The sequence below is a fragment of the Labrys wisconsinensis genome (assembly GCF_030814995.1).
Lineage (GTDB): Bacteria > Pseudomonadota > Alphaproteobacteria > Rhizobiales > Labraceae > Labrys > Labrys wisconsinensis.
In genome coordinates this window covers 68652-92759 of sequence record NZ_JAUSVX010000015.1, presented here as the reverse complement: position 1 = coordinate 92759, position 24108 = coordinate 68652, and the positions used below count along the sequence as shown (strand labels likewise).

The following is a 24108-nucleotide window of genomic DNA, read 5'->3' as shown; positions in this document are numbered from 1 at the left end:
GATCGGCCGCCTACAGGCCCGTGGCCTTGCGCAGCGCGGCGTTGATGCGATCCTGCCAGCCGGGGCCGTCCTCCTGGAAGACGGCGAGCACGTCGCTGTCGATGCGCAGCGTCACGGTCTCCTTCACGACAGGCACGGCGGCGCGCTGGGGCTCCGGCGGCCGCGGGGCCGGCGCCGGTGAGAACACGGCCTGCGCGGCGGCAAAGGGGTCCTGCGGTCGTCTCGTCCGGCCCGTGGCCATTCCGTCTCCTCCGTCCGTCGCTGCGCCGGGCATGTCCCGGCCGCCGCCCGATCCTGACAGGTTCGTCCGCGTCAGGCGAGCCCCTGCCGGCCCGTCCGGCAGGAACCCGGCCGCGCCTGCGGTCGTTGTCCGGCCATCCCACGAAAGGAGCGACATGACCGATATCCGCATCCCGAAAGACGCCCTCGTCCTGATCGGCGACGGCGCCAAGGCGCTGTTCTTCCGCAACCGCGGCAGCGCCATGGTCCCGAAGCTCGCGATCGAAAGCGTGATGGAGCCGGCGGCGGCGCAAGCCGAGGCGACGGCCATGCCGGGCGCGACGCCCGCGCTGCCCGACACGCGGCAGGCGGAGGAGCGCTTCGCAGCCGAGGTGGCCGAGCACCTCTACCGCCGGGCGCACGACAATGCCTTCGCCGACCTCGTGGTGGTCGCCGCGCCCCGCGTGCTCGGCAGCTTGCGCAAGGCGATGCACAAATGCGTGGCGGACCGGGTGCGCGCCGAGCTGCCGAAGGAGCTGACCTCCCATCCCGTGGCCGAGATCGAGCGGGCACTGAGCAGCTGAGCCGCACATCGCTGCCGCCGTGATGTCACGGAACCACCGCATCGCCACCCGACGATGACCCGATTTCGGCAGCATCATCGCCTGCGTCGGATCGGTGGCCGCCGCACAGGGATGAGCGGCCGCAGGTGATTCAGGGGGCCGTGTCGAGGCCCGCCACGCCCGTCCGACGCGTCCGCCCGCCCCGCCTCCCCATGCGGAGGCCCGATCGGCCGTGAGGAGGCACGGCCAGGCCCGGACCACTTCGAAGGTGGCAGACCCGAACGGTCCGCGGCGCGTGCGCGCCGCGACGTGGAGCACCCAATCGAAAGGACCCTACGATGAAGCTCAGCCCCGTCCGCATCGACCGGACCCTCGGCCAGATCGATGCCCAGCCCGTGCCGCCGGACCATCCGGCGCAACGCCAGTTCGTCGAGCTCTTCGGCGACCACACCTTCTTCCTCGACGGCAGCGGCCTCGCCATCGTCGAGCCGGCCGAGGCCCATGTCGACGGCATGGAGACCGGCCGGGTCGTCAAGCTCGCCGGCTGGACCGACGAGAAGCACAACCGGCTGGTGCCCCATCCGCGCGAGGACACCGACGTCGTCGTGGTGATCGGCAAGGCGGCCTGAGCGGCTGCCGGGAGACCAAAGTATCGGCAGGTTCGAGAGAACCTGCCGAACGCCGCGGCCCCGTCGGCCGGGCATTGGCCCGCCCGGCCGACACGCCCGGAGATCAGGGCCGATGACGGCCGGCTCCCGAAGCTCGCCACCGACACGCCGGCCCGGGGCGACACGGTTCACGGGAACGCCGGCTGCTCCACCGCCGCGGTGGAGAAGCGCGCCTGCCGCGGATCGACCTCATGGCCGAGGCGCCGGGTGAGCAGGCCGTAGAGCTCGGGGCGGCGGCCGCGGATCCAGCGCCGCCCGGTCGAGAGCGGCAGGAGCTCGAGGTCGAGGTCGGCGACCACTAGCCGGTCGGCCGGCGCCGAGGTCTCGGCCAGGATGCGGCCATAGGGGTCGAGGATCATGGCGTTGCCGGTGCGCACCTCGCCGTCGTCCTCGCCGACGCCGTTGCTGAACAGGAGGAACAGGCCGTTGTCATGGGCGCGGGCGGGAAGCCAGCGCAGCAGCCATTCCCGGCCCTTCGGCCCGCGGAACTCGGCCTCGATCGCCGCCGGGTCCTCTTCGCGCCGCGCCCAGAGGGCCGGGTCGATCAGGCCCATGGCGTGCGGGCTGCGCGAGGCGCAGCCGCCGGTCTGGTGGGGGGCGATCAGGACGTCGGCGCCGAGCAGAGCCGTCGCCCGGGCGTTCTCGACCAGGTTGTTGTCCCAGCAGATCAGGATGCCGGCGCGCACGCCGAAGGGCGTTGCGAATACGGTGTAGCTGTCGCCGCTCGCAATATGCGGGCTCTCGAAGGCGTGCAGCTTGCGATGGCAATGCACCGTGCCGTCGGGGAGGCAGACAGCATAGCTGTTGAACAGCCGGCCGTCGGCGCCGCGCTCGATCAGCCCGGCGCCGATCGCCATGCCGTGGGTCCGCGCCAGCGCCGCCACGGCCTGGATCGACGGCCCGTCCGGCACCGGCTCGGCCAGCGCCTCCAGGGCATCGCGGCCGAGATTGCGCACGTGCCAGTAGCCGGTGATGCACATTTCCGGGAAGGCGAGGATGCGCACGCCCTTCGTGGCCGCCTCGGCGGCGAAGGCGGCGATCCTGGCGAGATTGTAGGCCTTGTCGTCGGCGCGGTGTCGGAACTGCACGCTGCCGCAGCGCAGGCTGGCCATGGCGGGTCTCCTTCGGCTTGCCGGACGGGCGATTGCGCCGCGTCCCGAGCCTCGATAGCGTGCCGGCCGACGCGCAGGAATTCACACGCGATGCACGGCGGCTGTTGGAATTTGCACGGGCGATGAACTGGGACGACCTGCGCGTCTTCCTGGCCGTGGCGCGGCACGGCACGCTCGCGGCGGCGGCGCGGAGCATGGGCGTCAACCATGCCACGGTGTCGCGCCGGCTCGCCGCCTTCGAGAAGGGCCTCGGCCGCCCGCTGTTCGACCGCGATGCGTCCGGCCTGCACCTGACGGCCGCCGGCCAGGCCGTGCTGGCGCAGGCGCAGGCCATGGACGAGGCGGCGCTGGCGGTGCGGCGCCTCGCCGATGCCGGCGCCGAGACCGGCGGGGCGGTGCGCCTGACCACGGCCCGGGCCATGGCCAACGGCTATCTCGCCGCGCGGCTGGCCGGCCTGCTCGACCGCCATCCCGGGCTGGAGGTGACGCTGCTGGCCGACACGCGCATCCTCAGCCTGGCGCAGCGGGAAGCCGATATCGCCGTGCGCCTCGGGCGCCCTGGCGACACCGAGCTCGTCGGCGCCCATCTCACCGATATCGGCTACGGCTTCTATGCGGCGCCGGCGGTGCGCGCGGCGCTGGAGGCCGGCGGCGCGCTGCGCCTGATCGGCTTCGACAAGGACGGCACCGCCGCCGAGGGCGCCTGGCTGGCGCAGCATTTTCCGGAGGCGACGGTCTGTTTCCGCAGCAACAACCAGCTCTCCCAGCGCGCCGTGGCGATGAGCGGCGGCGGCGTCGCGCTGTTGCCGCACTACCTCGCCCATGGCAGCGGGCTCCAGGCCCTGCCCCTGGGTGCGACACCGCCGCCGCGCGAGGTCTGGCTGATGACCCGCCGCGACCTCGCCCGCCTGCCCCGCTTCCGGGTGGTGATGGACTATCTGAAGGCGCTCTACCACGCCGACCGGGCCATCTTCGAAGGGGCGGCGTAAAGGCAACGGGTTGCGCAGTCGGACGAGGAATATCCTCGGTCTTGCGTATTTCGGGCCCGCTCAGGCTCTTCCCGTCCAGCGACGATGGATCTGCAACGCCGCCGCGGTATCGCGCTGTGGATCCGCGGGCAACCGCATGTGATGCACCCTGATGCTGCCGAGATAGCGCGCGAGATCCCCGGGCACGAGATTTCGATGGAGCATGCTCCAGAGGGCAGTCGCATACTGGGTATATTCGTCGGCTGGCAACCCCTCCGCGCCGATCGGGTCCCAGTCGCGGTAGAGGATCGCGTCGATCTCCTCGATGGTCATGGCGGCCGATAGCGGTGCGCCGCCCAAGGCACCAGTTCGAGCGGGCGAATGGACCAACTGGCCAGCATTCGTGCACGAGATCTCGCTGCCGTCAGGGTTCCGTAGCGACCATAGATCGTCCTCGCCCCCGACCCAATCCTCCGTCGAACGGTCCATGGAAAGCCGGCCGCCGAGATCGAACGACAGCACGCCAGAGGTCTCGACAGTAACGAGGATCTGACCGTCGAGCTGGGCAAAGACCGCCTCGACCAACCGGACATCCTCTTCGAGATGCGTGAGGCTACGGCCTCCGGCTTCGACCCGCCAGTCGCAGTCCAGGACGAGCAGAGACCAGGATCCCGTCGCCGACACCCGGCGCCGGCGCACAAGCTCATCGACCTCGGGCATCCGCGGTCCCGTCGGCTCGACCGGATCACGGATCTCCAGCCGCGGCGCGCCGAACTCGATGAAGAAGTGGCTGCCGTGGCTGCGCCGGACCGACCAAGCGTATTGCCCGATCAGGGGTCGGAAAACCGCTGCCGGTCCGTCCGTCTCCGCCATGCCGCACCTCGCCCCAAGGCCGTCCTCGCCCCCCGGGGAGAGGAGAGGACAATGAGCCCCGGCGCAAGCACAATCGGTATCTGCCCCACAGCACCTCCGGCAAGAAGCGCAGCAGGCGCAGGAGCGGATCCTCGCCGCGGCCGCCGCACCGGAGCGCCGCACCCCCGAAGACCACGCTGATCCCGCGCGTCGATCGGCCCGCCGCCCGAGATTTAGGATTTGCTTCCTCTTTCCACGCTGATGTGCTGCAATGACGCGGGGGGCGGCCTCCCTGCCTGGAGGGCGCGTCACCGGCCGGCAGATGCAGCACGCCTTCGCGCCGCCCGTCCGCCGGCACAAGCGATCAGGAGGACCCAATGGGACTTTTCGCGTCGATCAAAGCCAAGATCTTCGGAAGCGCCGCCACTCCGGCCGCGTCCACGACCGTCGCCCAGGCGACTCCGGCGCCGGCCGCACCGGCAGCCCCTGCCCCGTCGAGCGCTCCCGCCACCAGCGCGCCCCCGACCAGCTCCGCCCCGGCCGCACCCGTCGACGTCGAGGCGATCCTCACCGACCTCGCTGCCAAGGCCGGCCAGCCGCTCAACTGGCGCCAGTCGATCGTCGACCTCCTCAAGCTGCTCGGCCTCGACAGCAGCCTGACCGCCCGCAAGGAGCTGGCCGGCGAGCTCAACTACACCGGCGACACCAACGATACCGCCACGATGAACGTCTGGCTGATCAAGCAGGTGATGCAGAAGCTGGCGGAAAGCGGCGGCAAGGTGCCGGACAGCCTGAAGCACTGACGACGGCTTCGGCCGCCGCACGCGATGCGGCGGCCGAAGCCGGTGCCGCGCGGAACAGGCCGCCGCGCCGCAACGAGGCAGGGTGACCCCGTTCGTCCGCCGGAGCCGCGCATGCGCAGACCTTTCCTGGCCGGCCTCGCCGGTGCGGCCCTGGCCGTCATCGGCCTCGGTTGCAATCCGGCCGACGCGCTCGCCGCCCGTCTCGGCCGCGAGGAAACCGCGTTGCACGCCGCCGAGCGGGTGATCGCGCGTCATCACCTGCTCACGGCCGGCGAGCTGCGCTGCTCGACCCTGGTCTACCGCGACGACAGCCCCGCCGGGCGCGCCGATGTCGGCGTGCTCGAGCGCCATGGCGACGGCTGCCCCGGCGATCCCGCCACCCAGCCGCGCCGCTTCGATCTGGAGATCGACCTGCGCACCGGCGTGGCTCGGTGGGACAACACGCCCGACCTGGAGATGCACCCGGTGCCGGCGACGGCACGGCCGCGCTCCTAGATGCCTCCGGCGGCAGCGAAGCCGTTCGCCGGCATCGGCATGCTGATTGACTCATCATACCAGTTGCGCTAGCACCTCCTGACTCTGTGACAGGACGACAGCAATCATGACGGCGATCGCACTCTTCGGCGCGGGTGGAAAGATGGGCTACCGCCTCGCCACCAACCTCAAGGGGTCGCGCTTCGCGGTCCGCCATGTCGAGGTGAGCGAGGCCGGGCAGCAGCGGCTGAAGACCTGGCTCGGCATCGACTGCGTCGCGCCCGAGGCGGCGCTGGACGGGGCCGAGGTGGTGATCCTGGCGGTGCCGGACACGCTGATCGGCAAGGTCTCCGCCGGCATCGCCTCCGCGCTGAAGCCGGGCACCATGGTGATCGCGCTGGATGCCGCCGCGCCTTTCGCCGGGCACCTGCCCGAGCGCGCGGACCTCACCTATTTCGTCACCCATCCCTGCCATCCGCCGATCTTCAACGACGAGACGGAGCTGGCGGCCAGGAACGACCATTTCGGCGGCATCGCCGCCAAGCAGCACATCGTCAACGCCCTGATGCAGGGGCCGGAGAGCGCCTATGCCCTCGGCGAGGAGATCGCCAAGGTGATCTGGGCGCCGGTGATGCGCTCGCACCGCGTCACGGTCGAGCAGATGGCGTTGCTCGAGCCCGGCCTGTCCGAGACCGTCTGCGCCACTTTGCTCGACGTGATGCGCGAGGCGATGGACGAGGTGGTGGCGCGCGGCGTGCCCCCCGAGGCGGCGCGCGACTTCCTGCTCGGCCACATGAACGTGCTCGGCGCCGTGATCTTCAAGGAGGTCGAGGGCGTGTTCTCCGATGCCTGCAACAAGGCCATCGCCTTCGGCAAGCCGGCGCTGATGCAGCCGGACTGGAAGCGGGTGTTCGAGCCCCAGGAGATCGCCGACTCGATCCGGCGCATCACCTGAGAACGGGGCGGGGGGCCAACCCCGCGTCTGCACTGCCCAAGATCGAAGATACGATCCGACGACTGATACGGGAGGAACACCATGACCTTGAAGCGCATCCTGATGGGCGCGGCCTTCGCCGGCGCGCTCGTGCTCGGCACGGGCGCCGGCGCGATGGCGGCGGACCTGATCGCCATCATCACCCCCTCGCACGACAATCCCTTCTTCAAGGCCGAGGCCGACGGCGCCGCCGCCAAGGCCAAGGCGCTCGGCTACGACACGCTCGTGCTGGTGCACGACGACGACGCCAACAAGCAGTCCCAGCTGATCGACACCGCCATCGCCCGCGGCGCCAAGGCCATCATCCTCGACAATGCCGGCGCGGACGCCACCGTCGCCGCGGTCAAGAAGGCCAAGGACGCCGGCGTCCCCTCCTTCCTGATCGATCGCGAGATCACCGCCACCGGCGTCGCCGTGGCGCAGATCGTCTCGAACAACTACCAGGGCGCCCAGCTCGGCGCGCAGGAGTTCGTCAAGCTGATGGGCGAGAAGGGCAATTATGTCGAGCTGGTCGGCAAGGAGTCCGACACCAACGCCGGCGTGCGCTCCAAGGGCTATCACGACGTCATCGACGACTATCCCGACCTGAAGATGGTGGCCCAGCAGTCGGCCAACTGGAGCCAGCCGGAAGCCTATTCCAAGATGGAGACCATCCTGCAGGCCAACCCGAACATCAAGGGCGTGATCTCCGGCAACGACACCATGGCCATGGGCGCCTATGCCGCGCTGGCCGCGGCCGGGCGCAAGGACGTGATCGTCGTCGGCTTCGACGGCTCCAACGACGTGCGCGACTCCATCAAGCAGGGCGGCATCAAGGCGACCGTGCTGCAGCCGGCCTATGCCCAGGCGCAGATGGCGGTCGAGCAGGCCGACGCCTATATCAAGACCGGCAAGGCCCCGGCCCAGGAAAAGCAGCTGATGGACTGCGTGCTGGTCAACGCCGACAATGCCGGCAAGCTCGAGACCTTCTCGCTGACCAACTGACGGCGGCGTCCGAAGGGGGACCGGCCCGCGCCCGTCTCCCTTCGTCGCGCCTCGTGATGTTCCGGAGTTGCCGACGATGCCCTCGCGCAGCCTCACCCTGACTGCCGCCGTCATCGCCGGCCTCGCGCTCCCGGGCTGCAAGATCGTGCGCACGGCCGACGTCCAGGCCGGGCAGGACCAGGCCGCGGCCGCCTTCGACCCCGACCGGATGGTCGCCGACCTCTGGGACGCCAAGCTCGTCCCCTACTTCGAGGGCAAGGCCAAGCCCTTCGCCGAGGTGATCGCCGCGGTGCGCGGCAATCCCGACGAGGCCGGCCGCCAATACGGCTATCGCGAGCAGCCGAACGCGCCGTGGACCTACATGGCAATGGTCAAGGGCCGCATCGTCTCGGCCGATACCGGCACGCGGGCGGCGACGGTCGGCGTCGACACCGACGGCGACGGCAAGGCCGACGTCACCGTGCAGATCGGGCCGGTGATCCGCGGCACGGTGCTGCGCGACGCGCTCGACTTCGTCACGTTCAACAGCTTCACCGACCAGACGGCCTTCGCCCGGTTCGGCAAGGCGTTCAACACCTATGTCGACCGGCAGAGCCTGTCGAAGCTGCCGCGCGAGGGCCTGGTCGGCCGCTCGCTCACCGTCACCGGCGCCTTCCCGCCGCCCAAGCCCGGCGAGGCGCCGCTGCTCACCCCGGCCCTGATCAGCCTGGACCCCGCGTCATGACGGAGGCGCCAGACGACGTCGTCCTCCGGCTCGAGGGGGTCAGCAAGGTCTATTCGGGCACGGTCGCGGTGAAGCAGGCCGATTTCGACGTGCGCCGCGGCGCGGTCAACGTCCTGGTCGGCGAGAACGGCGCCGGCAAGTCGACGCTGATGAAGATCATCGCCGGCGTCGAGCAGCCCACCCTCGGGCGCATCCTGCTCGACGGCCGCCCCGTGGTCTTCCCGACGCCGGGCGTCGCGGTGAAGCACGGCATCGGCATGGTGTTCCAGGAGCTCAACCTGTTCGGCAACCTCTCGGTGGCCGAGAACATCTTCGCCGCCCGCGAGATCACCCGCGACGTGCGCGGCATCGACCATCGCGCGCAGGAGCGCCGCGCGGCCGAGTTCCTGGAGCGGCTGGAGACCGGCATCGACCCGAAGACGCCGGTGGAGGACCTGCGCATCGGCCAGCAGCAGCTGGTCGAGATCGCCAAGGCGGTGGCGCAGGATGCCCGCATCCTGATCATGGACGAGCCGACCTCGGCCCTCAGCGCCGCCGAGGTGGAGATCCTGTTCCGCGTCATCGCCGACCTCAAGGCGCGCGGCGTGGCCATCGTCTATATCTCGCACCGGCTGGAGGAGCTGATCCGCATCGGCGACTTCATCACCGTGCTGCGCGACGGGCGCATCACCGGCCGCGAGGCGATGAAGAACGTCGACGTCGCCTGGATCGTGCGCCAGATGATCGGCTCCGACGCCAAGGACTTCGCCAAGACCGAGGACCGCCCGCTCGGCGCCGAGGCGCTGCGGGCCGAGGATATCTGCCTGCCGCGCATGACGGGCGGCTATGCCGTCGACCATGTCTCGCTGTCGGTGCGCCAGGGCGAGATCCTCGGCGTCTACGGCCTGATGGGCGCCGGGCGCAGCGAGCTGCTCGACTGCATCATCGGCCGCCATCGCCATGCCACCGGCCGGCTGTTCATCGACGGCCGGCCGGTCAAGGAGCGCGACGTCACCGGGCGGATCCGGCGCGGCCTCGCCCTGATCCCGGAGGACCGCCAGCGCGAGGGCCTGGTCACCATCCTCTCGGTCGCCGCCAACCTGACCATGGCGAGCCTGGCGAAATTCCTCGCCGCCGGCTTCCACATCCGCGCCGACCGCGAGCAGGCTGCGGTCGGGCACGCCATCCGCGACCTCTCCATCAAGGTCGCCGACCCGGCCCTGGAGGTCTCATCGCTCTCCGGCGGCAACCAGCAGAAGGTGGTGATCGGCAAGGCGCTGATGACCGGGCCGAAGGTGCTGCTGATGGACGAGCCGAGCCGGGGCATCGACGTCGGGGCCAAGGCCGACGTGTTCCGCACCATGCGCAGGCTGGCGGCACGCGGCCTCGGCATCATCTTCGTCACCTCCGACCTCGACGAGGTGATGGCGCTGTCCGACCGCATCGCGGTGATGAGCAACGGACGCCTCACCGCCCTCTACGACCGCGCCGAGGCGACCGAGGCGCTGGTCGTCGCCGCCTCCGCGCTCGGGCACGGGCCGGCCGCCACGCATTCTGGGGAAGGGACCGCATGACCGCCGCACAGGATACGAGGACGCAGCCCGCCGCCGGTGGTGGATCGCTGGCACTGAACCTGATGAAGCTGCGCACCTTCATCGCGCTGTTCGCGGTGCTGATCTTCTTCTCCTTTGCCGCGCCGAACTTCCTGAGCACCGCCAACCTGGTGCTGATGTCCAAGCACGTGGCGCTCAACGCCTTCCTGGCCATGGGCATGACCTTCGTCATCGTCACCGGCGGCATCGACCTCTCGGTCGGCTCGATCGTCGGCCTGTGCGGCATGGTGGCGGGCGGGCTGGTGCTGAACGGCCTGGCGCTGCCGATCGGCTACACCGTCTATTTCAACGTGGTCGAGGTGGTCCTGATCACGCTCGGGGTCGGCGTGGTCATCGGCGCCATCAACGGCCTCCTGATCACCCGGCTCAACGTCGCTCCGTTCATCGCCACGCTCGGCACGCTCTATGTCGCCCGCGGCCTGGCGCTGCTCTCCTCGGACGGGCGCACCTTCCCCAACCTGGTCGGCCGCGAGGATCTCGGCACCACCGGCTACGGCCTGATCGGCTCCGGCCAGATCCTCGGCCTGCCGCTGTCGATCTGGATCCTGGTGGTGGTGGCGCTGGCCGCCGCCTACATCGCCCGCTCCACCCCGCTCGGCCGCCACATCTTCATGGTCGGCGGCAACGAGCGGGCGGCGGGCCTGTCCGGCGTGCGGGTCTCGCGGGTCAAGATGTTCGTCTACATGTTCTCCGGCTTCTGCGCGGCCATCGTCGGCCTGATCATCTCGTCGGAGCTGATGGCCTCGCATCCTGCCACCGGCGAGAGCTTCGAGCTCAACGCCATCGCCGCGGCCGTGCTCGGCGGCACCTCGATGTCGGGCGGGCGCGGCACGATCGGCGGCACCATCGTCGGCGCCTTCGTCATCGGCATCCTCTCCGACGGCCTCGTGATGATGGGCGTCTCCTCGTTCTGGCAGATGGTGATCAAGGGCCTGGTGATCATCGTCGCCGTGGTGGTGGACCAGGCGCAGCGCCGGCTGCAGCAGCGCGTGGCGCTGCGCCAGATGGCCAGGCTCGGGTGAGATCATGACGGAGCTTCGGGGCGCCCTGATCGGCTGCGGCTTCTTCGCGGTCAACCAGATGCATGCCTGGCGCGACATCGCCGGCGCCGGCATCACGGCGATCTGCGACCGCGATCCCGCCCGGCTGGCAGCCGTCGGCGACCAGTTCGGCATCGCCGCGCGCTACGCCGACGCCGAGGCGATGCTGGCGGCGGAAAAGCCCGATTTCGTCGACATCGCCACCACGGTGGCGAGCCATCGCCCGCTGGTGGAGCTGGCGGCGCGCCACCGCGTGCCGGTGATCTGCCAGAAGCCGTTCGCCGCCGGCATGGCCGACGCCCGCGCCATGGTCGCGGCCTGCGAGGCCGCCGGCGTGCCGCTGATGGTGCACGAGAATTTCCGCTGGCAGAGCCCGATCCAGGCGGTGCGCGCCGCGATCGACAGCGGCGCCATCGGCACGCCCTTCTTCGGCCGCATCTCCTTCCGCTCGGCCTATGACGTGTTCAGCGGCCAGCCCTATCTCGCCGAAGGCAAGCGCTTCATCGTCGAGGATCTCGGCATCCACAGTCTCGACATCGCCCGTTTCCTGCTCGGCGACGTGACGCGGCTCACGGCGCGGCTGCGTCGGGTCAACCCGGCGATCCGGGGCGAGGACGTCGCCACCATGCTGCTCGACCACGAGAACGGCACGACCTCGATCGTCGACTGCAGTTATGCGACGAAGCTCGCGGTCGAGCCCTTCCCGGAGACGCTGGTCGAGATCGACGGCAGCGAGGGCTCGATCCGCCTGGCGCAGGGCTATCACATGACCGTGACCGGACGGGACGGCACACGCCACCTGGACGTGTCTCCCAGGCTCCTGCCCTGGGCCTCGCGCCCCTGGCACAATATCCAGGAGAGCGTCGCGGCCATCCAGCAGCACTGGATCGACTGCCTCCGCGTCGGCCGCGAGTCGGCGACCTCGGGACACGACAACTTGAAGACCCTGGCCCTGGTCGAGGCGGCCTATCAGGGCGCCGCAAGCGGAGAGCCGGTGGATCTGGCCGAGATCTGAGGACGCGCGACGGCCGGGCGTCCCCAAGCGCCAGGCGCATCGCGGCCCGGGTCCCACGGGCACGCCTTGCGATCACCGCGCCATGGCATCGACCCGCGCCTCGGCCGCGGGGATGCCGGCTTGCCGGACGGGCTCCGAGCCCGCATCGATCGATCCGGCTTGCGATATGATGAGAATGCCGAACGGCTGTCATCCCACTGTCAAATGAGAGCGCAACAAACGGTTAGTCCTGATCGGCCCCGCGTCAAGTCGTGGGAACATCAGCCCCTGCCGACGCGCCGTTCTCCCGTGAATTTCTGACGTTACGTCATGCCAACAGCTTGCCAGTACTTCGCCAGAAGGAAAGCCGCATCATGGTCGAAACCACTGCGTACCCCTTGAACAGCCCGTCTCGATCAAAATCGGTGCAGGATCACATCGACGAATTGCCGATGTGGGCTGACGGGACCCGGCTTCTCGCGGCTCCGATGACCGGCATGCAATGGCTGATCTGGTCGCTCGCCGCCGCCGGCAAGTTCTTCGAAGGTTTCGTCGTCTTCATGACCGGCGTGGCCCTTCCCCTGCTGTCGAGCGAGTTCAACATCGGCGCGGCGTGGCACGGCGTCATCACCGCTGCCAGCCTGTTCGGCATCCTCGTCGGCGCCGTCGCCCTGGGGGGCATGTCCGACCGCTTCGGCCGCAAGCCGATGTTCGTCGCGGAGATGGTGATCTTCGTCGCCTTCCTCGTGGCGCTCATCTTCTGCACCAATGTCTATTTCCTGGTGATCTGCCTGTTCGGGATCGGCCTTTCGCTGGGCTGCGACTATCCGACGGCGCATATGATCATTTCCGAGAGCATCCCGAGCACCAGCCGGGGCAAGCTGGTGCTGGGCGCGTTCGCGTTCCAGGCCGTCGGCGCCCTCGGCGGCACGGCGATCGGCTATCTCGTCCTCTCGACCCTGCCCGAGATCGGCGCGTGGCGCTGGATGTTCGCGTCGGCGATCATCCCGGCCGTCCTCGTGACGATCGGGCGCTTCTATATCGTCGAGAGCGCGAACTGGCTGTCGGCGCGGGGCCATGTCGACAAGGCCGAGCTGGCGGTGAAACGGCTGCTGGTGCGCAAGCCGCAATATCCCGCCGAGATCAAGCTCGCGGCCCGCGAGGGCCAGGCCGTCGAGGGTCATCAATCCAAGCAGACCTTCGCGGCGCTGTTCAACAAGACCAACCGGCGCGCGACGATCCTGGCTTCAGTTCCATGGTTCCTGCAGGACCTCGGCACCTATGGCATCGGCATCTTCACGCCGACGATCCTGGCCGCCGCGGTCGGCGCCAATTCCGACCATGTCCGCAGCGTCGCGGACCTGATCGCCAACGACATCACCGCCGCCAAGGGCGCCGCCCTGATCACCACCCTGCTGATCGTCGGCATCATCTTCGCGGTTCTGCTGGCCGACGTCGTCGGCCGGATCGCGCTCCAGATCCTCGGCTTCTTCGGCTGCGCCGTCGGCCTGTTCCTGGCATCGCTGTCCTCGAACTTCACCGGCGGGACACAGACCCTTCTGATCTTCGCCGGCTTCATGCTGTTCAACTTCATGACCAATCTGGGCCCGAACGCCCAGACCTATCTCCTGGCGGGCGAGGTCTTTCCGACGGCGATCCGCGGCAAGGGCGCGGGCTTTGCGGCGGCCTTCGCCAAGATCGGCGCCGTCGCCACCGCCTTCCTGTTCCCGATCCTCCTCGTGGCGATCGGCACGCAGGCCCTGCTCTACGGGCTGATCGTGGTCTCGATCCTGGGCGCGGCGGTCACCTGGCTCTTCCGGATCGAGACAACCGGCGTGAACCTCGACCGGCTCGAGGGATGACGGGCCGGGCGCGGCGGCGGGCCGCGACGGCGGGATCCAAACGACACAAAAGCACACCGCGGCTGCCGTCCCCGGCGCGAGAGGGCAGGACGCTCGGCCGTCAAAGAGGAGATTGCGCGTGATCAACCGCCAGAACTCGCCGCGCCCGGTCGTGCGCGCCAGCGCCCTCGCCGCCGCGCTCGTCCTCGGCCTCGCCGCGGGGCCGTCGGTGCCAGCGCAGGCCGAAGATCTCACCCTGGTCGAGACCGGCTCGACCCTGCTCTATCCCCTGTTCACCGTCTGGGCGTCCGAATATGCCAGGACCCATCAGGGCGTGCATATCACGACCAACGGCACCGGATCGGCCGTCGGCCTCGAGCAGGCGATCTCGGGCGCCGCGCAGATCGGCACGTCGGATGCCTACATGTCGGACAGCCAGCAGAGGCGGACACCCGAGATCATCAACGTGCCGATGGCGATCTCGGCGCTGACCGTCAACTACAACCTCCCCGGACTCAATGCGGCAAACCTGAAGCTGGACGGCCCGACGCTCGCGGCCATCTATGCCGGCACCATCCGCCAATGGGACGACAAGGCGATCACGGCCCTCAACCCCGGCGTGGCGCTGCCGCACAACGACATCGTTCCGGTCCATCGGGCCGACGGGTCGGGCGATACCTTCGTCTTCACCCAGTACCTGACGTTCTCCACGCCGTCGTGGGAGGACAGCCTGGGCTACGACACGTCGATCGCCTGGCCGGAGGTGCCGGGCGCCAAGAGCGCGGACGGCAATCTCGGCGTGCTGCAGGTGGTGCAGCAGACCCCCTATGCCATCACCTATCTCGGCGTCAGCCTCCACGGCGAGATCGCCAAGGCCGGGCTCGGCACCGCGATGCTGAAGAGCTATTCGGGGGAGTTCCTCCTGCCGACGCCCGAGACGATCGCGGCGGCCGCCGCTTCGCTGACGCCCAGGACGCCGGCGGACGAGCGCCTGACCCTGGTCAACGCGCCTGGCGCCAACGCCTATCCCCTCGTCAACTACGAATACGCCGTTGTCTCGACCAGGCAGGCCAGCCCGGCGACCGCCGAGGCGATCAGGAAATTCCTGCTGTGGGCCATCGCCCCCGACGAGACCAATGAAAAATACCTGGATGATGCCCACTTCATCGCCCTGCCGGCCCATATCTGGGTGCTGAGCCACGATCAGATCGAAGCCATCCACTGACGTCGGCGCCCGGCACGAAGCCCGCCCCGCCCGCACGGGGCGGGGTTTGCCCGGATTGCTCGCAAGGCTCGCCCGACCGGAGTCCGTGAACGAGGGCGGCTTGCCGGCATCGTGCCGGCCTCTATCATGTCCATCTCGACTGCCCATCTCGGCCATGCTTCGGACAAGAATGCCGTGCCTTGTCCGCGCCGCCGGTCGCCAGACCGGAAGCATCATCCTGTCACAGGGAACGAAGAGCGATGCACAGACGCAGCTTCCTGGCCGGCATCGTCGGCGCCACCGGGCTGGCGCTGACCGGGCCCGCAAGAGCGCAGGGAGCGGACTACTGGTACACCGTCCGGGGTGACGACGGCGGGCAGGTGCCCAACCTGCACCTGTCGGCCGATCTCATGAATGCGGTCCAGGGCCTGCCCGGCCTGATCTCCGGCTCGGCCGCGGATGCCACCGTCACCATGGTCGAGTTCTTCGACTACAATTGCCCGACCTGCCGCCGCGCGGCTCCCGAACTGCGGGCGCTCGCGGCCGAGGATGGCCGGATCCGCCTCTCCTTCGTGAACATCCCGGTGCTCTCGCCCTTCTCCGTGGAGGCGGCGAAGGTCGAGCTCGCCGTGCACAGGCTGCACGGCGGCGCGACGGCCGAGGCGTTCCAGAAGAAGCTGATCCTGCAGAAAGGCGTCGCCACGGGCGCGCGCGCGCTCGACCTGGCCGCGGCCATGGGCCTGCCGCGTCCTGCGATCGAGGCCGCGGCCGCCGCCCCCGCCCTGGACAAGGACATCGCCGCCCATATCGGCCTGGCCGACCAGATCGGCTTCGACGCCACGCCGTCCTTCGTGATCTCCGATGCCGGGATCATCGGCTATCCCGGCCAGAACGCCATCATGGGCATGGTGGGGGCGGTGCGCAAATGCGGCGTCATCGACTGCACGAGCTAACCGGCATGGGCAGTCCGCCAGGCAGGCTCTTCCGAATCTGCTTGCACCTCGGGGTCCCCCATTGATCCCGGAACCGTTTCGTTGGAAAAATCGCCGCCGCGCCCCGACCGGGCGCCCGCAGGGGACGAGATGAACACCAAGATCGAGTGCCGCGATGCAAGCCGATAGCCGTCGGACCACCTGGCGCTGGTTCCTCACCGTGGTCGCAGGGTGGCTGCTGTTCGGCTATGCCCTGTGGAACCTCTACAACATCGCCGTCTACGACGACGTCTACGTGGTGCGGACCATCGGCCATGGCGCGACGAGCGACTGGCATTGGATCACCCCCGAGCGCGCGCCGATGCACTTCATCGCCATCGCCGCCGCCTCGGTGCTGGTGCTGGCGCTGCTCGGCAGCGCCCTTTGGAGCCTGACCCAGCGCTGGATCGGGCCGGACCATCCCGGCGTCTGAGAGGCGGCGCTCAATAGAGGCTGCCCGTCCCCATCACCACCGGCCGCTCCTCCGACTGGCCTTCGGCACCGCCGCTGCCGATGACGCTGTAGGTCTCCGGCGGCGCGGTGCCGACCTTGAAGGCCTCGAGGATCGAGCCGCCGCCGGCGTCGGCGGTGCGCAGGCCGGTGGCGCCATCCACCGGAATCAGCTTGATGCCGGGCGGGATCGGGAAGGGCTCGGCCGGCTTGCCGGCCAGGGCCGCGCGCAGAAACTCCCCGACGATCGGCGCCGACACATGGCCGCCGGTCGCGCCGTAGCCCAGCGCGCGCGGCGTGTCGTAGCCGATATAGACGCCAGCGACGAGGTGCGGGGTATAGCCGATGAACCAGACGTCCTTGGACTCGTTGGTGGTGCCGGTCTTGCCGGCGATCGGCCGGTCGAGCGCCTTGAGCACGGTGGCGGTGCCGCGCTGCACCACGCCCTCCAGCATCGAGGTGATCTGGTAGGCCGTGAGCGGATCGAGCACCTGCTGGCGATCGTCGATCAGGCGGGGCTCGTCCTGGCCCTGCCAGGCCGCGGCGTCGCATCCCTGGCAGATCCGCTGGTCGTGGCGGTAGATCGTCTCGCCCCAGCGGTCCTGAATGCGGTCGATCAGGGTGGGGCTCAGCTGCCGGCCGCCATTGGCGAGCATGGCATAGGCCGTGGCCATGCGCATCAGCGTCGTCTCGCCCGAGCCCAGCGACATGGCGATATAGGGCGGCATGTCGTCATAGATGCCGAAGCGCCTGGCATAGTCGGCGATCAGCGGCATGCCCATGTCCTCGGCCAGGCGCACGGTCATGACGTTGCGGGACCATTCCAGGCCGAAGCGCAGGGTGCGGGGACCGTAATACTTGCCGCCGTCGTTGACGGGGCGCCAGAGCGGCTGGCCGCCGCCGGGATCGATCTCGATCGGCGCGTCGAGCACCAGGGTCGAGGGCGTGTAGCCGTTGTCGAGCGCCGCCGCATAGATGAACGGCTTGAAGGAGGAGCCGGGCTGGCGATAGGCCTGGGTGGCGCGGTTGAAGTTGCTCTGGTCGAAGGAGAAGCCGCCGACCATGGCCAGGACCCGGCCGGTGAAGGGATCCATGGCCACCAACGCGCCGGAAATCTCCGGAACCTGACGCAGGGCATAGGTGCCCCCCTTCGTCGGCTCGACATAGACGACGTCGCCGGTCTTGACCACGTCGCTGACACGGGTGATGCGCCGCCCGCGCAGCGGCCCGCTCGCCCAATGGGCCCAGGCGACGCCCGCGAGGTCGAGCGTGCCTGTCTCGGGCTCGGTGCTCGGGCCGGAGGTCGGGGCCTGCGGCTTCAGGCCGATGCGGGCGTGGTCCGCCCCCGCGTCCAGCACGATGGCGAGGCGCCAGGGCGCGATGTCGTCGAGCCCTTTCTGTGCGGCCAGGGCGGCGGCCCAGTCGTCACCGAGCGGCAGGTTGGCGACCGGGCCGCGATAGCCCTCGCGCTGGTCCCAGCGTACCAGCCCGTCGACCAGGGCGGTGCGCGCCTCGTGCTGCAGCCGCGGATCGAGCGTGGTGCGCACCGACAGCCCGCCCTCGTAGAGACGGTCCTCGCCGTAGCGGTCGAGCAGTTGCCGGCGCACTTCCTCGGCGAAATAGTCGGCCTGGGCGACGCCGGCCGGATCCTGGTGGTGGGCCGAGGCGGTCAGCGGCGTGTCCTGGGCCGCCCGGGCCTCGGCCGCGGTGATGTAGCCGTTCTCGGCCATCTGCCCGATCACCCAGTCGCGCCGGGCAATGGCGGCGTCGTGGTCGTGCACCGGGTTGTAGTTGTTCGGCGCCTTGGGCAGGGCCGCGAGATAGGCGGCCTCCGCCACCGACAATTCGCTCACCGGCTTGCCGAAATAGTCCAGCGAGGCGGCGGCGATGCCGTAGCTGCCGGAACCGAGATAGATCTGGTTGAGGTAGAGCTCGAGGATCTTGTCTTTCGAATAGGCCTCCTCCAGGCGGAAGGCGAGCAGCGCCTCCTCCAGCTTGCGCCGGTAGGAGACCGTGTTGGTGAGGAAGAAGTTCTTGGCGACCTGCTGGGTGATGGTCGAGGCGCCCTCGGGCCGGCGCCCCGAGCCGCGGTTGCGCAGGTTGATGAACACGGCCCGCAGCATGCCGGCGGGATCGACGCCGGGGTGGGAATAGAAGTTCTTGTCCTCCGCCGACAGGAAGGCGCCGATCACCAGCTTGGGAACCACCTGGATCGGCAGGAACAGGCGGCGCTGATGGGCATATTCGGCCAGGATCGAGCCGTCGGCGGCGTGCACGCGCGTCATGACGGGCGGCTCGTAGCTCTTCAGCCCGCCATAGTCGGGCAGCTCGCGGTCGAAGTCGGCCAGCACCGAGCCGAGGACGGCGGCGGCGGACAGCGCCACCATGGAGATCACGGCGAAGAGGAAGGCGAGAAGACGGACCCAGAGTCGAAGCATGCGCGTGCCGATCAGATAGTGCCTTGTCCCTCAGCGCCCGCCCCTTGTTGCGCCAATCCATCGCGGCGGAGTGAGTCCTTTTCGTGGATGCAGGCGCTTTTCCCCGGGATCGGCCGACGATTCCACCGGCACCGCGTCATCGCCGCAACAACGCCGCGACCGGAGAAGCCGCACCGGTGCGGGTCGCGGATACGACTGGCGATGGCGGCGCAACATCCCGGAGGCGGTTGACCTTTTGTTCGGCATGACGACGGCCGGCTCCAGAGATGACGCCCCTGCGACCGCCGCGACGTCCTTATCCCAGCCGCGCCACGCCGCCCTCCTCATTTGACCATCTGGACAAGACAGGAGGCGGCCGCCACACTGGGCGGATTGGAGGCGCGCCAGCGGCCGCAGAACCTCCGGCACATCCAGCTGCGAACAGAGGGGCAAGACCATGACGAGGGGCAATGGGGACCATGGCGCGGGGTGGACGCGCCGACGCGTGATCGTGGCCGGCGGCCTGGGGCTCATCGCCGCGGCCCCGCCGATCCGCGCCCGCGCCGAGGACGCCAAGCTCAAGGTCGCCGCGATCTTCGCCACGCCGATCGAGGAGCCGTGGGACCACCAGATCCACGTCGCCCTGCAGAAGGCGGAGAAGGAGCTCGGCATCGAGTACAAATGGTCGGAGAAGGTGCAGGCCGCCGATTTCGGCCGCGTCATGCGCGAATATGCCACCGGCGGCATGCAGCTGGTGCTGGGCGACGCCTTCGCCGCCGAGCGTGAGTCGCGCCGCACTGCCAAGGAGTTTCCGAACGTCGCCTTCCTGTTCGGCTCCGGCGCCGGGCCGGCCGAGCCGAATTTCGGCGTGTTCGACAACTGGATCCACGAGCCGGCCTATCTCTCGGGCCTGATCGCCGGCAAGATGTCGAAGTCCGGCACGGTCGGCGCGGTGGCGGCGATGGGCATTCCCGAGGTCAACCGGCTGGTCAACGCCTTCTTCGCCGGCGCCAAGGAGGCTAATCCGGCCGTCAAGAAGAAGGTGACCTTCATCGGTTCCTTCTTCGACCCGCCCAAGGCCAAGGAGGCGGCGATCGCGCAGATCGATGCCGGCGTCGACGTGATCTATGCCGAGCGCTTCGGCGTGATCGAGGCGGCGGCGGACAAGAAGATCCTCGCCATCTCCAACATGTCCGACCAGTCGAGCCTGGCCCCCGACACCGTGATCACCGGCCCGGTCTGGGACATGTACCCGACCGTCGCCCAGGCGATCAAGCTGGTGAAGGCCGGCGTGTTCACGGCGCAGGACTACGGCGACTTCTCGCGCATGGGCAAGGGCGGCTCCTACCTCGCGCCCTACGGCGCCTTCGAGAGCAAGCTGCCGGCCGAGGTGAAGGACCTCGTCGAGAAGCGCAAGGCGGAGATCCTCGACGGCAATTTCCGGGTCGACGTCGACGAGGCGACGCCGGTCTCGGATTGACCGACGCCCGACGGGTTGCCGCAGCCGCGATCCCGGCGCCTGCGCACCGTCGGCTGCAGCAACCGCAGTCATGCCCGGCCGTCGGTCTGCACGGCCGGTGGCCGCCTGAAAGCTCACGAGCGTTCCTCTCCATGCCGCCCTTCCCGTCCCCGCTCGTCGCGATGCGCGGCATCTGCAAGAGCTTCTCCGGCATTCCCGCCAATGTCGACGTCGACCTGACGCTGGGGCGCGGCGAGATCCTCGGCCTGCTCGGCGAGAACGGCGCCGGCAAGACGACGCTGATGAACATCCTGTTCGGCGCCTACCGCGCCGATGCCGGCACCATCGCCGTCGAGGGCCGGCCGCTGACCATTGCCCGCTCGGCGGACGCGCTGGCGGCCGGCATCGGCATGGTGCACCAGCATTTCCACCTGGCGCCGCGCCTCAGCGTGCTCGACAACCTGCTGGTCGGCCTGCCCGGCCGTGGCGGGCGGCTCGACCGGACCGGCGGACTGGACGGCCTTGCCCGCATCGAGCGGCAGTTCAGCCTCGCCCTCGACCCGGACCGGCCGGTCTCGACGCTCGTGATCGGCGAGCAGCAGCGCCTGGAGATCGTCAAGGCGCTGCTCCGGGGCGCGCGCATCCTGATCCTCGACGAGCCGACGGCGGTGCTGACCCCGGCCGAGGTCGACGGCCTGTTCGCCGCGCTGCGGGCCATGGCGGCGCAGGGGCTCGGCATCATCTTCATCTCGCACAAGCTGAACGAAGTGCGTGCGCTCACCCACCGCTGCCTGGTGCTGCGCCACGGCCGCGTCGCCGGCGAGATCGAGGCCCCTGCCGACACCAGCGCGGCGGCGATGGCGCGGCTGATGTGCGGCCAGGAGATCGTGCCGCCCGTCCGACCGCCGGCGACGAAGGGAGACGTCGTCCTCGCCCTCGACGGCATCTCGACCGCGGGCCATGCCGGCATGCCGCTCCGGCGCGCGAGCCTTTCCGTGCGCGCCGGCGAGATCGTCGGCATCGCCGGCGTCTCCGGCAACGGCCAGACGGCGCTCGCCGGGGTGATCGCCGGCATGATCACGCCGAGCGAAGGCGGCGTGACGGTGCGCGGCGAGACCATCAAGCGCTTCACCCCGAACGCGATGATGGCCCGCCGCGTCGGGCGCATCCCCGAGGACCGGATGACCGACGGGCTGGTGACCAGCCTGCCGCTCGCCGACAGCCTGGTGCTGCCGCGCATCGGCACCTCGGCCTTCAGCCGCGGCGGTCTCCTCAAGCCCGGCGCCATCCTCGCCTTTGCGCAGGAGCAGATCCGCGCCTTCGACATCCGCTGCCCGGGACCGATGGTGCGGGCCGGCGCGCTCTCCGGCGGCAACCTGCAGAAGGCGCTGCTGGCGCGCGAGCTGGCGCTCGATCCGGCCGTGCTGGTGGCGGCGCAGCCGACGCGGGGCCTCGACATCGGCGCGACGCGCTTCGTCCACGAAAAATTCCTGGCATTGCGTGCGCGGGGCTGCGGCCTCGTCGTGATCAGCGAGGACCTGGAGGAGCTGCTGACGCTCTCCGACCGCATCGCCGTGCTCTACGAGGGCAAAATCGCCGGCGTGCTCGACGCCTCCGAGGCGACGGTTGCCCGCATCGGCCTCCTGATGAGCGGCGTGAGGGAGGCGGCATGAGGTGGAAGCTCGAGGCACGCAGCGATGCGGCGCCCTGGCTGGGCCTCGCGCTGCCGCTCGCCGCGGTGGCGGCGACGCTGGTACTGTGCAGCGGCCTGATCGCGCTCGCCGGCGCCAACGCGCTCGAAGCCTATCGGCTGATGCTCGCCGGGGCGCTGGGGTCGCAGTTCAATGCCACGGAGACGCTGGTCAAGGCGGCGCCGATGATCTTCACCGGCCTTGCGGTCGCCGTCGCCTTCCGTGCCCGGTTCTGGAACATCGGCGCGGAGGGGCAGCTGATGGCCGGGGCCGTCGCCGCCGCCTTCGTTGGCGCCATTCCCATGCCCGGCCCGCTCGCCATGCTGGCCATGGCGCTGGCCGGCGCGGCGGCCGGCGGGCTGGTGGCGCTGGTGCCGGCGCTGCTGCGGGTGAAGCTCAAGGTCGACGACGTCGTCACCTCGCTGCTGCTCAACTCGGTCGTGCTCTACGCGGTCATGGCGCTGATCGAGGGGCCGTGGAAGGACCCGTTCAGCGGCTATCCCATCTCGCCGCCGATCGAGGATGCGGCGGCGCTGCCGCGCCTGATCACCGGCACGCGGCTGCATCTCGGCGTCGCCGCCGCCTTCATCGCCGCGGGCCTCGTCTGGGTGCTGATGGCGCGGACCACGCTGGGCTTTCGCATCCGCGTCACTGGCGAAAACCCGGCCGCCGCGCGTTATGGCGGCATCGCGGTCGGCCGGGTGCTCGTCGCCACGGCGCTGATCTCGGGCGGGCTGGCGGGCCTCGCCGGCGTCGGCGAGGTCGGCGGTGTGCATTTCCAGGTGATGAGCGACCTGTCGCCGGGATTCGGCTACAGCGGCATCGTCATCGCCATGCTGGCGCGGCTCAACCCGCTCGGCGTCGTGCCGGCGGCGATCTTCTTCGCTATCGTCATGACCGGCGCCGAGGCGATGTCGCGGTCGACCGGCGTGCCGGTGTTCCTGGCCGACGTGCTGCAGGGCACCGCCCTCATCGCCATGCTGGTGGCGCTGCTGTTCACCACGCACCGCATCCGCCGGGCCGGAGCCGCAGCATGAGCGCCGTGCTCGACCAGATCTTCCAGGTCGGCTTCCTCGCCGCCATCGTGAGGATCGCGACACCGCTGCTCTTCGCCACGCTCGGCGAGATGATCTCCGAGCGCGCCGGGGTGCTGAATCTCGGCATCGAAGGCATCATGCTGATCGCGGCGATGACCGGCTTCTCCGCCGCCTATTTTTCCGGCGATCCCTGGATCGGCGTCGCGGCGGCGATCGCCACCGGCGCGGCGCTCGGCTTCCTGCACGCGGTGCTCACCGTGGCGCTCGGCCTCAGCCAGCACGTCGCCGGCATCGGGCTCACCCTGTTCTCGACGGGCCTGGCTTATTTCCTGTTCCGCCTCATCTTCGGCCAGCAGTCGACGCCGCCCAGCATCAAGGGCTTTGCCACCGTGCCGATCCCCTGGCTGTCGGAGATCCCGGTGCTCGGCCCGGCGGTGTTCAACCAGTTCGTCCTGGTCTATGCGGCGATCCTGGCCGTGCCGCTCTCGGCCTTCCTGCTCTACCGCACCCCCTGGGGCCTGGCGCTGCGCATGGTGGGCGAGAACCCGCGCGTGGCGGATTCGGCCGGCGTCGGGGTCCTCGCCATGCGCTTCCAGGCGGTGATGCTCGGCGGCGCGCTGATGGGGGTGGCCGGCGCCTTCCTCTCCATGGCGCAGTTCAACGCCTTCACCTTCGGCGTGATCTCGGGACGCGGCTGGGTGGCGATCGCCCTGGTGGTGTTCGGGCGCTGGGACCCCTGGCGCTGCGCCGGGGCGGCGTTGCTGTTCGCCGCGATCGACGCGCTGCAGCTGCGCCTGCAGGCGAGCGGCCTCGGGCACATTCCCTACGAGGTGTTCCTGATCCTGCCCTTCCTCCTCACCATCCTCGCCATGGCGCTGGTCTCGCGCAACGCCGTGGCGCCGGCCGCGCTGCTGACGCCGTTCCGGCGCGAGGAACGGTAGGGAACGGACACCTCCTGCCCCGACCCGGGCAGGCCTTGCTCGAAGCCCACCATCCGGCAGCCACATTGGCAGATTCTTAATCCCCGTCCTTTCCGGCGGCGGCACAGAAG

23 protein-coding genes are annotated in these 24108 nt (G+C 69.8%); 19 read left to right on the top strand and 4 right to left on the bottom strand.

All coding sequences use genetic code 11. From position 1 onward, the window contains the following. Positions 1 to 10: 10 nt before the first annotated feature. The gene (locus tag QO011_RS30940; RefSeq protein WP_307281094.1) at positions 11 to 241 is read right to left on the bottom strand and encodes a BrnA antitoxin family protein; all 231 of its coding nucleotides are present in this window, start codon (positions 239 to 241) and stop codon (positions 11 to 13) included. A gap of 154 nt (positions 242 to 395) precedes the next feature. Here QO011_RS30940 and QO011_RS30935 point away from each other — a divergent pair, with 154 nt between their 5' ends. Next, positions 396 to 803 carry a host attachment family protein gene (locus tag QO011_RS30935; RefSeq protein WP_307281092.1) on the top strand — a complete coding sequence of 136 codons (408 nt, stop codon included), beginning with the start codon at positions 396 to 398 and terminating at the stop codon, positions 801 to 803. A gap of 317 nt (positions 804 to 1120) precedes the next feature. Beyond that, entirely contained in the window at positions 1121 to 1411 is a 291-nt protein-coding gene (locus QO011_RS30930; protein WP_307281090.1) for a hypothetical protein, read from the top strand. 167 nt (positions 1412 to 1578) lie between these two features. Here the strand turns inward: QO011_RS30930 and QO011_RS30925 are convergent, their stop codons facing one another. Then, positions 1579 to 2562, bottom strand: a complete 984-nt coding sequence (locus QO011_RS30925) for a nitrilase family protein (RefSeq protein WP_307281088.1) — start codon at positions 2560 to 2562, stop codon at positions 1579 to 1581. A gap of 122 nt (positions 2563 to 2684) precedes the next feature. Between QO011_RS30925 and QO011_RS30920 the strand changes: the two genes are divergently transcribed. Further along, positions 2685 to 3551: a LysR family transcriptional regulator gene (locus tag QO011_RS30920; RefSeq protein WP_307281085.1), complete on the top strand. Its 867-nt coding sequence runs from the start codon at positions 2685 to 2687 to the stop codon at positions 3549 to 3551. A gap of 60 nt (positions 3552 to 3611) precedes the next feature. Here the strand turns inward: QO011_RS30920 and QO011_RS30915 are convergent, their stop codons facing one another. Beyond that, a complete protein-coding gene (locus tag QO011_RS30915) occupies positions 3612 to 4403 on the bottom strand; it encodes a hypothetical protein (RefSeq protein ID WP_307281083.1) in 792 nt (263 codons plus the stop codon). Between the two features lie 356 nt (positions 4404 to 4759). Here QO011_RS30915 and QO011_RS30910 point away from each other — a divergent pair, with 356 nt between their 5' ends. The 12 genes from QO011_RS30910 to QO011_RS30855 all read left to right on the top strand — a co-directional run bounded on the left by QO011_RS30910 (position 4760) and on the right by QO011_RS30855 (position 16436). Further along, positions 4760 to 5185, top strand: coding sequence for a DUF3597 domain-containing protein (locus QO011_RS30910; RefSeq protein ID WP_307281081.1), 426 nt, complete (start codon positions 4760 to 4762; stop codon positions 5183 to 5185). Positions 5186 to 5296: 111 nt separating this feature from the next. Then, positions 5297 to 5680, top strand: a complete 384-nt coding sequence (locus QO011_RS30905; RefSeq protein ID WP_307281079.1) for a hypothetical protein — start codon at positions 5297 to 5299, stop codon at positions 5678 to 5680. A 106-nt stretch (positions 5681 to 5786) separates the two neighbouring features. Further along, complete coding sequence (locus QO011_RS30900; protein ID WP_307281077.1) at positions 5787 to 6614, top strand: phosphogluconate dehydrogenase C-terminal domain-containing protein; 828 nt, start codon at positions 5787 to 5789, stop codon at positions 6612 to 6614. Between the two features lie 81 nt (positions 6615 to 6695). Next, complete coding sequence (locus tag QO011_RS30895) at positions 6696 to 7637, top strand: D-ribose ABC transporter substrate-binding protein (protein ID WP_307281075.1); 942 nt, start codon at positions 6696 to 6698, stop codon at positions 7635 to 7637. 76 nt (positions 7638 to 7713) lie between these two features. Next, complete coding sequence (locus QO011_RS30890; RefSeq protein WP_307281073.1) at positions 7714 to 8361, top strand: DUF2291 family protein; 648 nt, start codon at positions 7714 to 7716, stop codon at positions 8359 to 8361. Beyond that, positions 8358 to 9914, top strand: coding sequence for a sugar ABC transporter ATP-binding protein (locus QO011_RS30885; protein WP_307281071.1), 1557 nt, complete (start codon positions 8358 to 8360; stop codon positions 9912 to 9914). Before QO011_RS30890 ends, QO011_RS30885 begins: the two co-directional genes overlap by 4 nt. Continuing rightward, positions 9911 to 10975: an ABC transporter permease gene (locus QO011_RS30880; RefSeq protein ID WP_307281068.1), complete on the top strand. Its 1065-nt coding sequence runs from the start codon at positions 9911 to 9913 to the stop codon at positions 10973 to 10975. Before QO011_RS30885 ends, QO011_RS30880 begins: the two co-directional genes overlap by 4 nt. 4 nt (positions 10976 to 10979) lie before the next feature. Further along, the gene (locus QO011_RS30875) at positions 10980 to 12008 is read left to right on the top strand and encodes a Gfo/Idh/MocA family protein (RefSeq protein WP_307281065.1); all 1029 of its coding nucleotides are present in this window, start codon (positions 10980 to 10982) and stop codon (positions 12006 to 12008) included. A gap of 251 nt (positions 12009 to 12259) precedes the next feature. Continuing rightward, positions 12260 to 13849 (top strand): MFS transporter, encoded by a 1590-nt coding sequence (locus tag QO011_RS30870; RefSeq protein ID WP_307281064.1) that lies wholly within the window; start codon positions 12260 to 12262, stop codon positions 13847 to 13849. 118 nt (positions 13850 to 13967) lie between these two features. Next, the gene (pstS, locus tag QO011_RS30865; RefSeq protein ID WP_307281062.1) at positions 13968 to 15053 is read left to right on the top strand and encodes a phosphate ABC transporter substrate-binding protein PstS; all 1086 of its coding nucleotides are present in this window, start codon (positions 13968 to 13970) and stop codon (positions 15051 to 15053) included. 239 nt (positions 15054 to 15292) lie between these two features. Beyond that, positions 15293 to 15985: a thioredoxin domain-containing protein gene (locus QO011_RS30860; protein WP_307281060.1), complete on the top strand. Its 693-nt coding sequence runs from the start codon at positions 15293 to 15295 to the stop codon at positions 15983 to 15985. 154 nt (positions 15986 to 16139) lie between these two features. Continuing rightward, positions 16140 to 16436: a hypothetical protein gene (locus tag QO011_RS30855; protein WP_307281058.1), complete on the top strand. Its 297-nt coding sequence runs from the start codon at positions 16140 to 16142 to the stop codon at positions 16434 to 16436. Between the two features lie 10 nt (positions 16437 to 16446). On the opposite strand, the gene QO011_RS30850 is transcribed toward QO011_RS30855, so the two are convergent. Further along, positions 16447 to 18891 carry a penicillin-binding protein 1A gene (locus tag QO011_RS30850; RefSeq protein ID WP_307281055.1) on the bottom strand — a complete coding sequence of 815 codons (2445 nt, stop codon included), beginning with the start codon at positions 18889 to 18891 and terminating at the stop codon, positions 16447 to 16449. A gap of 436 nt (positions 18892 to 19327) precedes the next feature. Here QO011_RS30850 and QO011_RS30845 point away from each other — a divergent pair, with 436 nt between their 5' ends. The 4 genes from QO011_RS30845 (at position 19328) to QO011_RS30830 (ending at position 23998) form a co-directional block, all read left to right on the top strand. Beyond that, positions 19328 to 20350 carry a BMP family protein gene (locus QO011_RS30845; protein ID WP_307281052.1) on the top strand — a complete coding sequence of 341 codons (1023 nt, stop codon included), beginning with the start codon at positions 19328 to 19330 and terminating at the stop codon, positions 20348 to 20350. A 131-nt stretch (positions 20351 to 20481) separates the two neighbouring features. Further along, complete coding sequence (locus QO011_RS30840) at positions 20482 to 22002, top strand: ABC transporter ATP-binding protein (RefSeq protein ID WP_307281049.1); 1521 nt, start codon at positions 20482 to 20484, stop codon at positions 22000 to 22002. Continuing rightward, positions 21999 to 23057 (top strand): ABC transporter permease, encoded by a 1059-nt coding sequence (locus QO011_RS30835; RefSeq protein WP_307281048.1) that lies wholly within the window; start codon positions 21999 to 22001, stop codon positions 23055 to 23057. Before QO011_RS30840 ends, QO011_RS30835 begins: the two co-directional genes overlap by 4 nt. Continuing rightward, entirely contained in the window at positions 23054 to 23998 is a 945-nt protein-coding gene (locus QO011_RS30830) for an ABC transporter permease (RefSeq protein ID WP_307281045.1), read from the top strand. Before QO011_RS30835 ends, QO011_RS30830 begins: the two co-directional genes overlap by 4 nt. Positions 23999 to 24108: the final 110 nt, after the last annotated feature.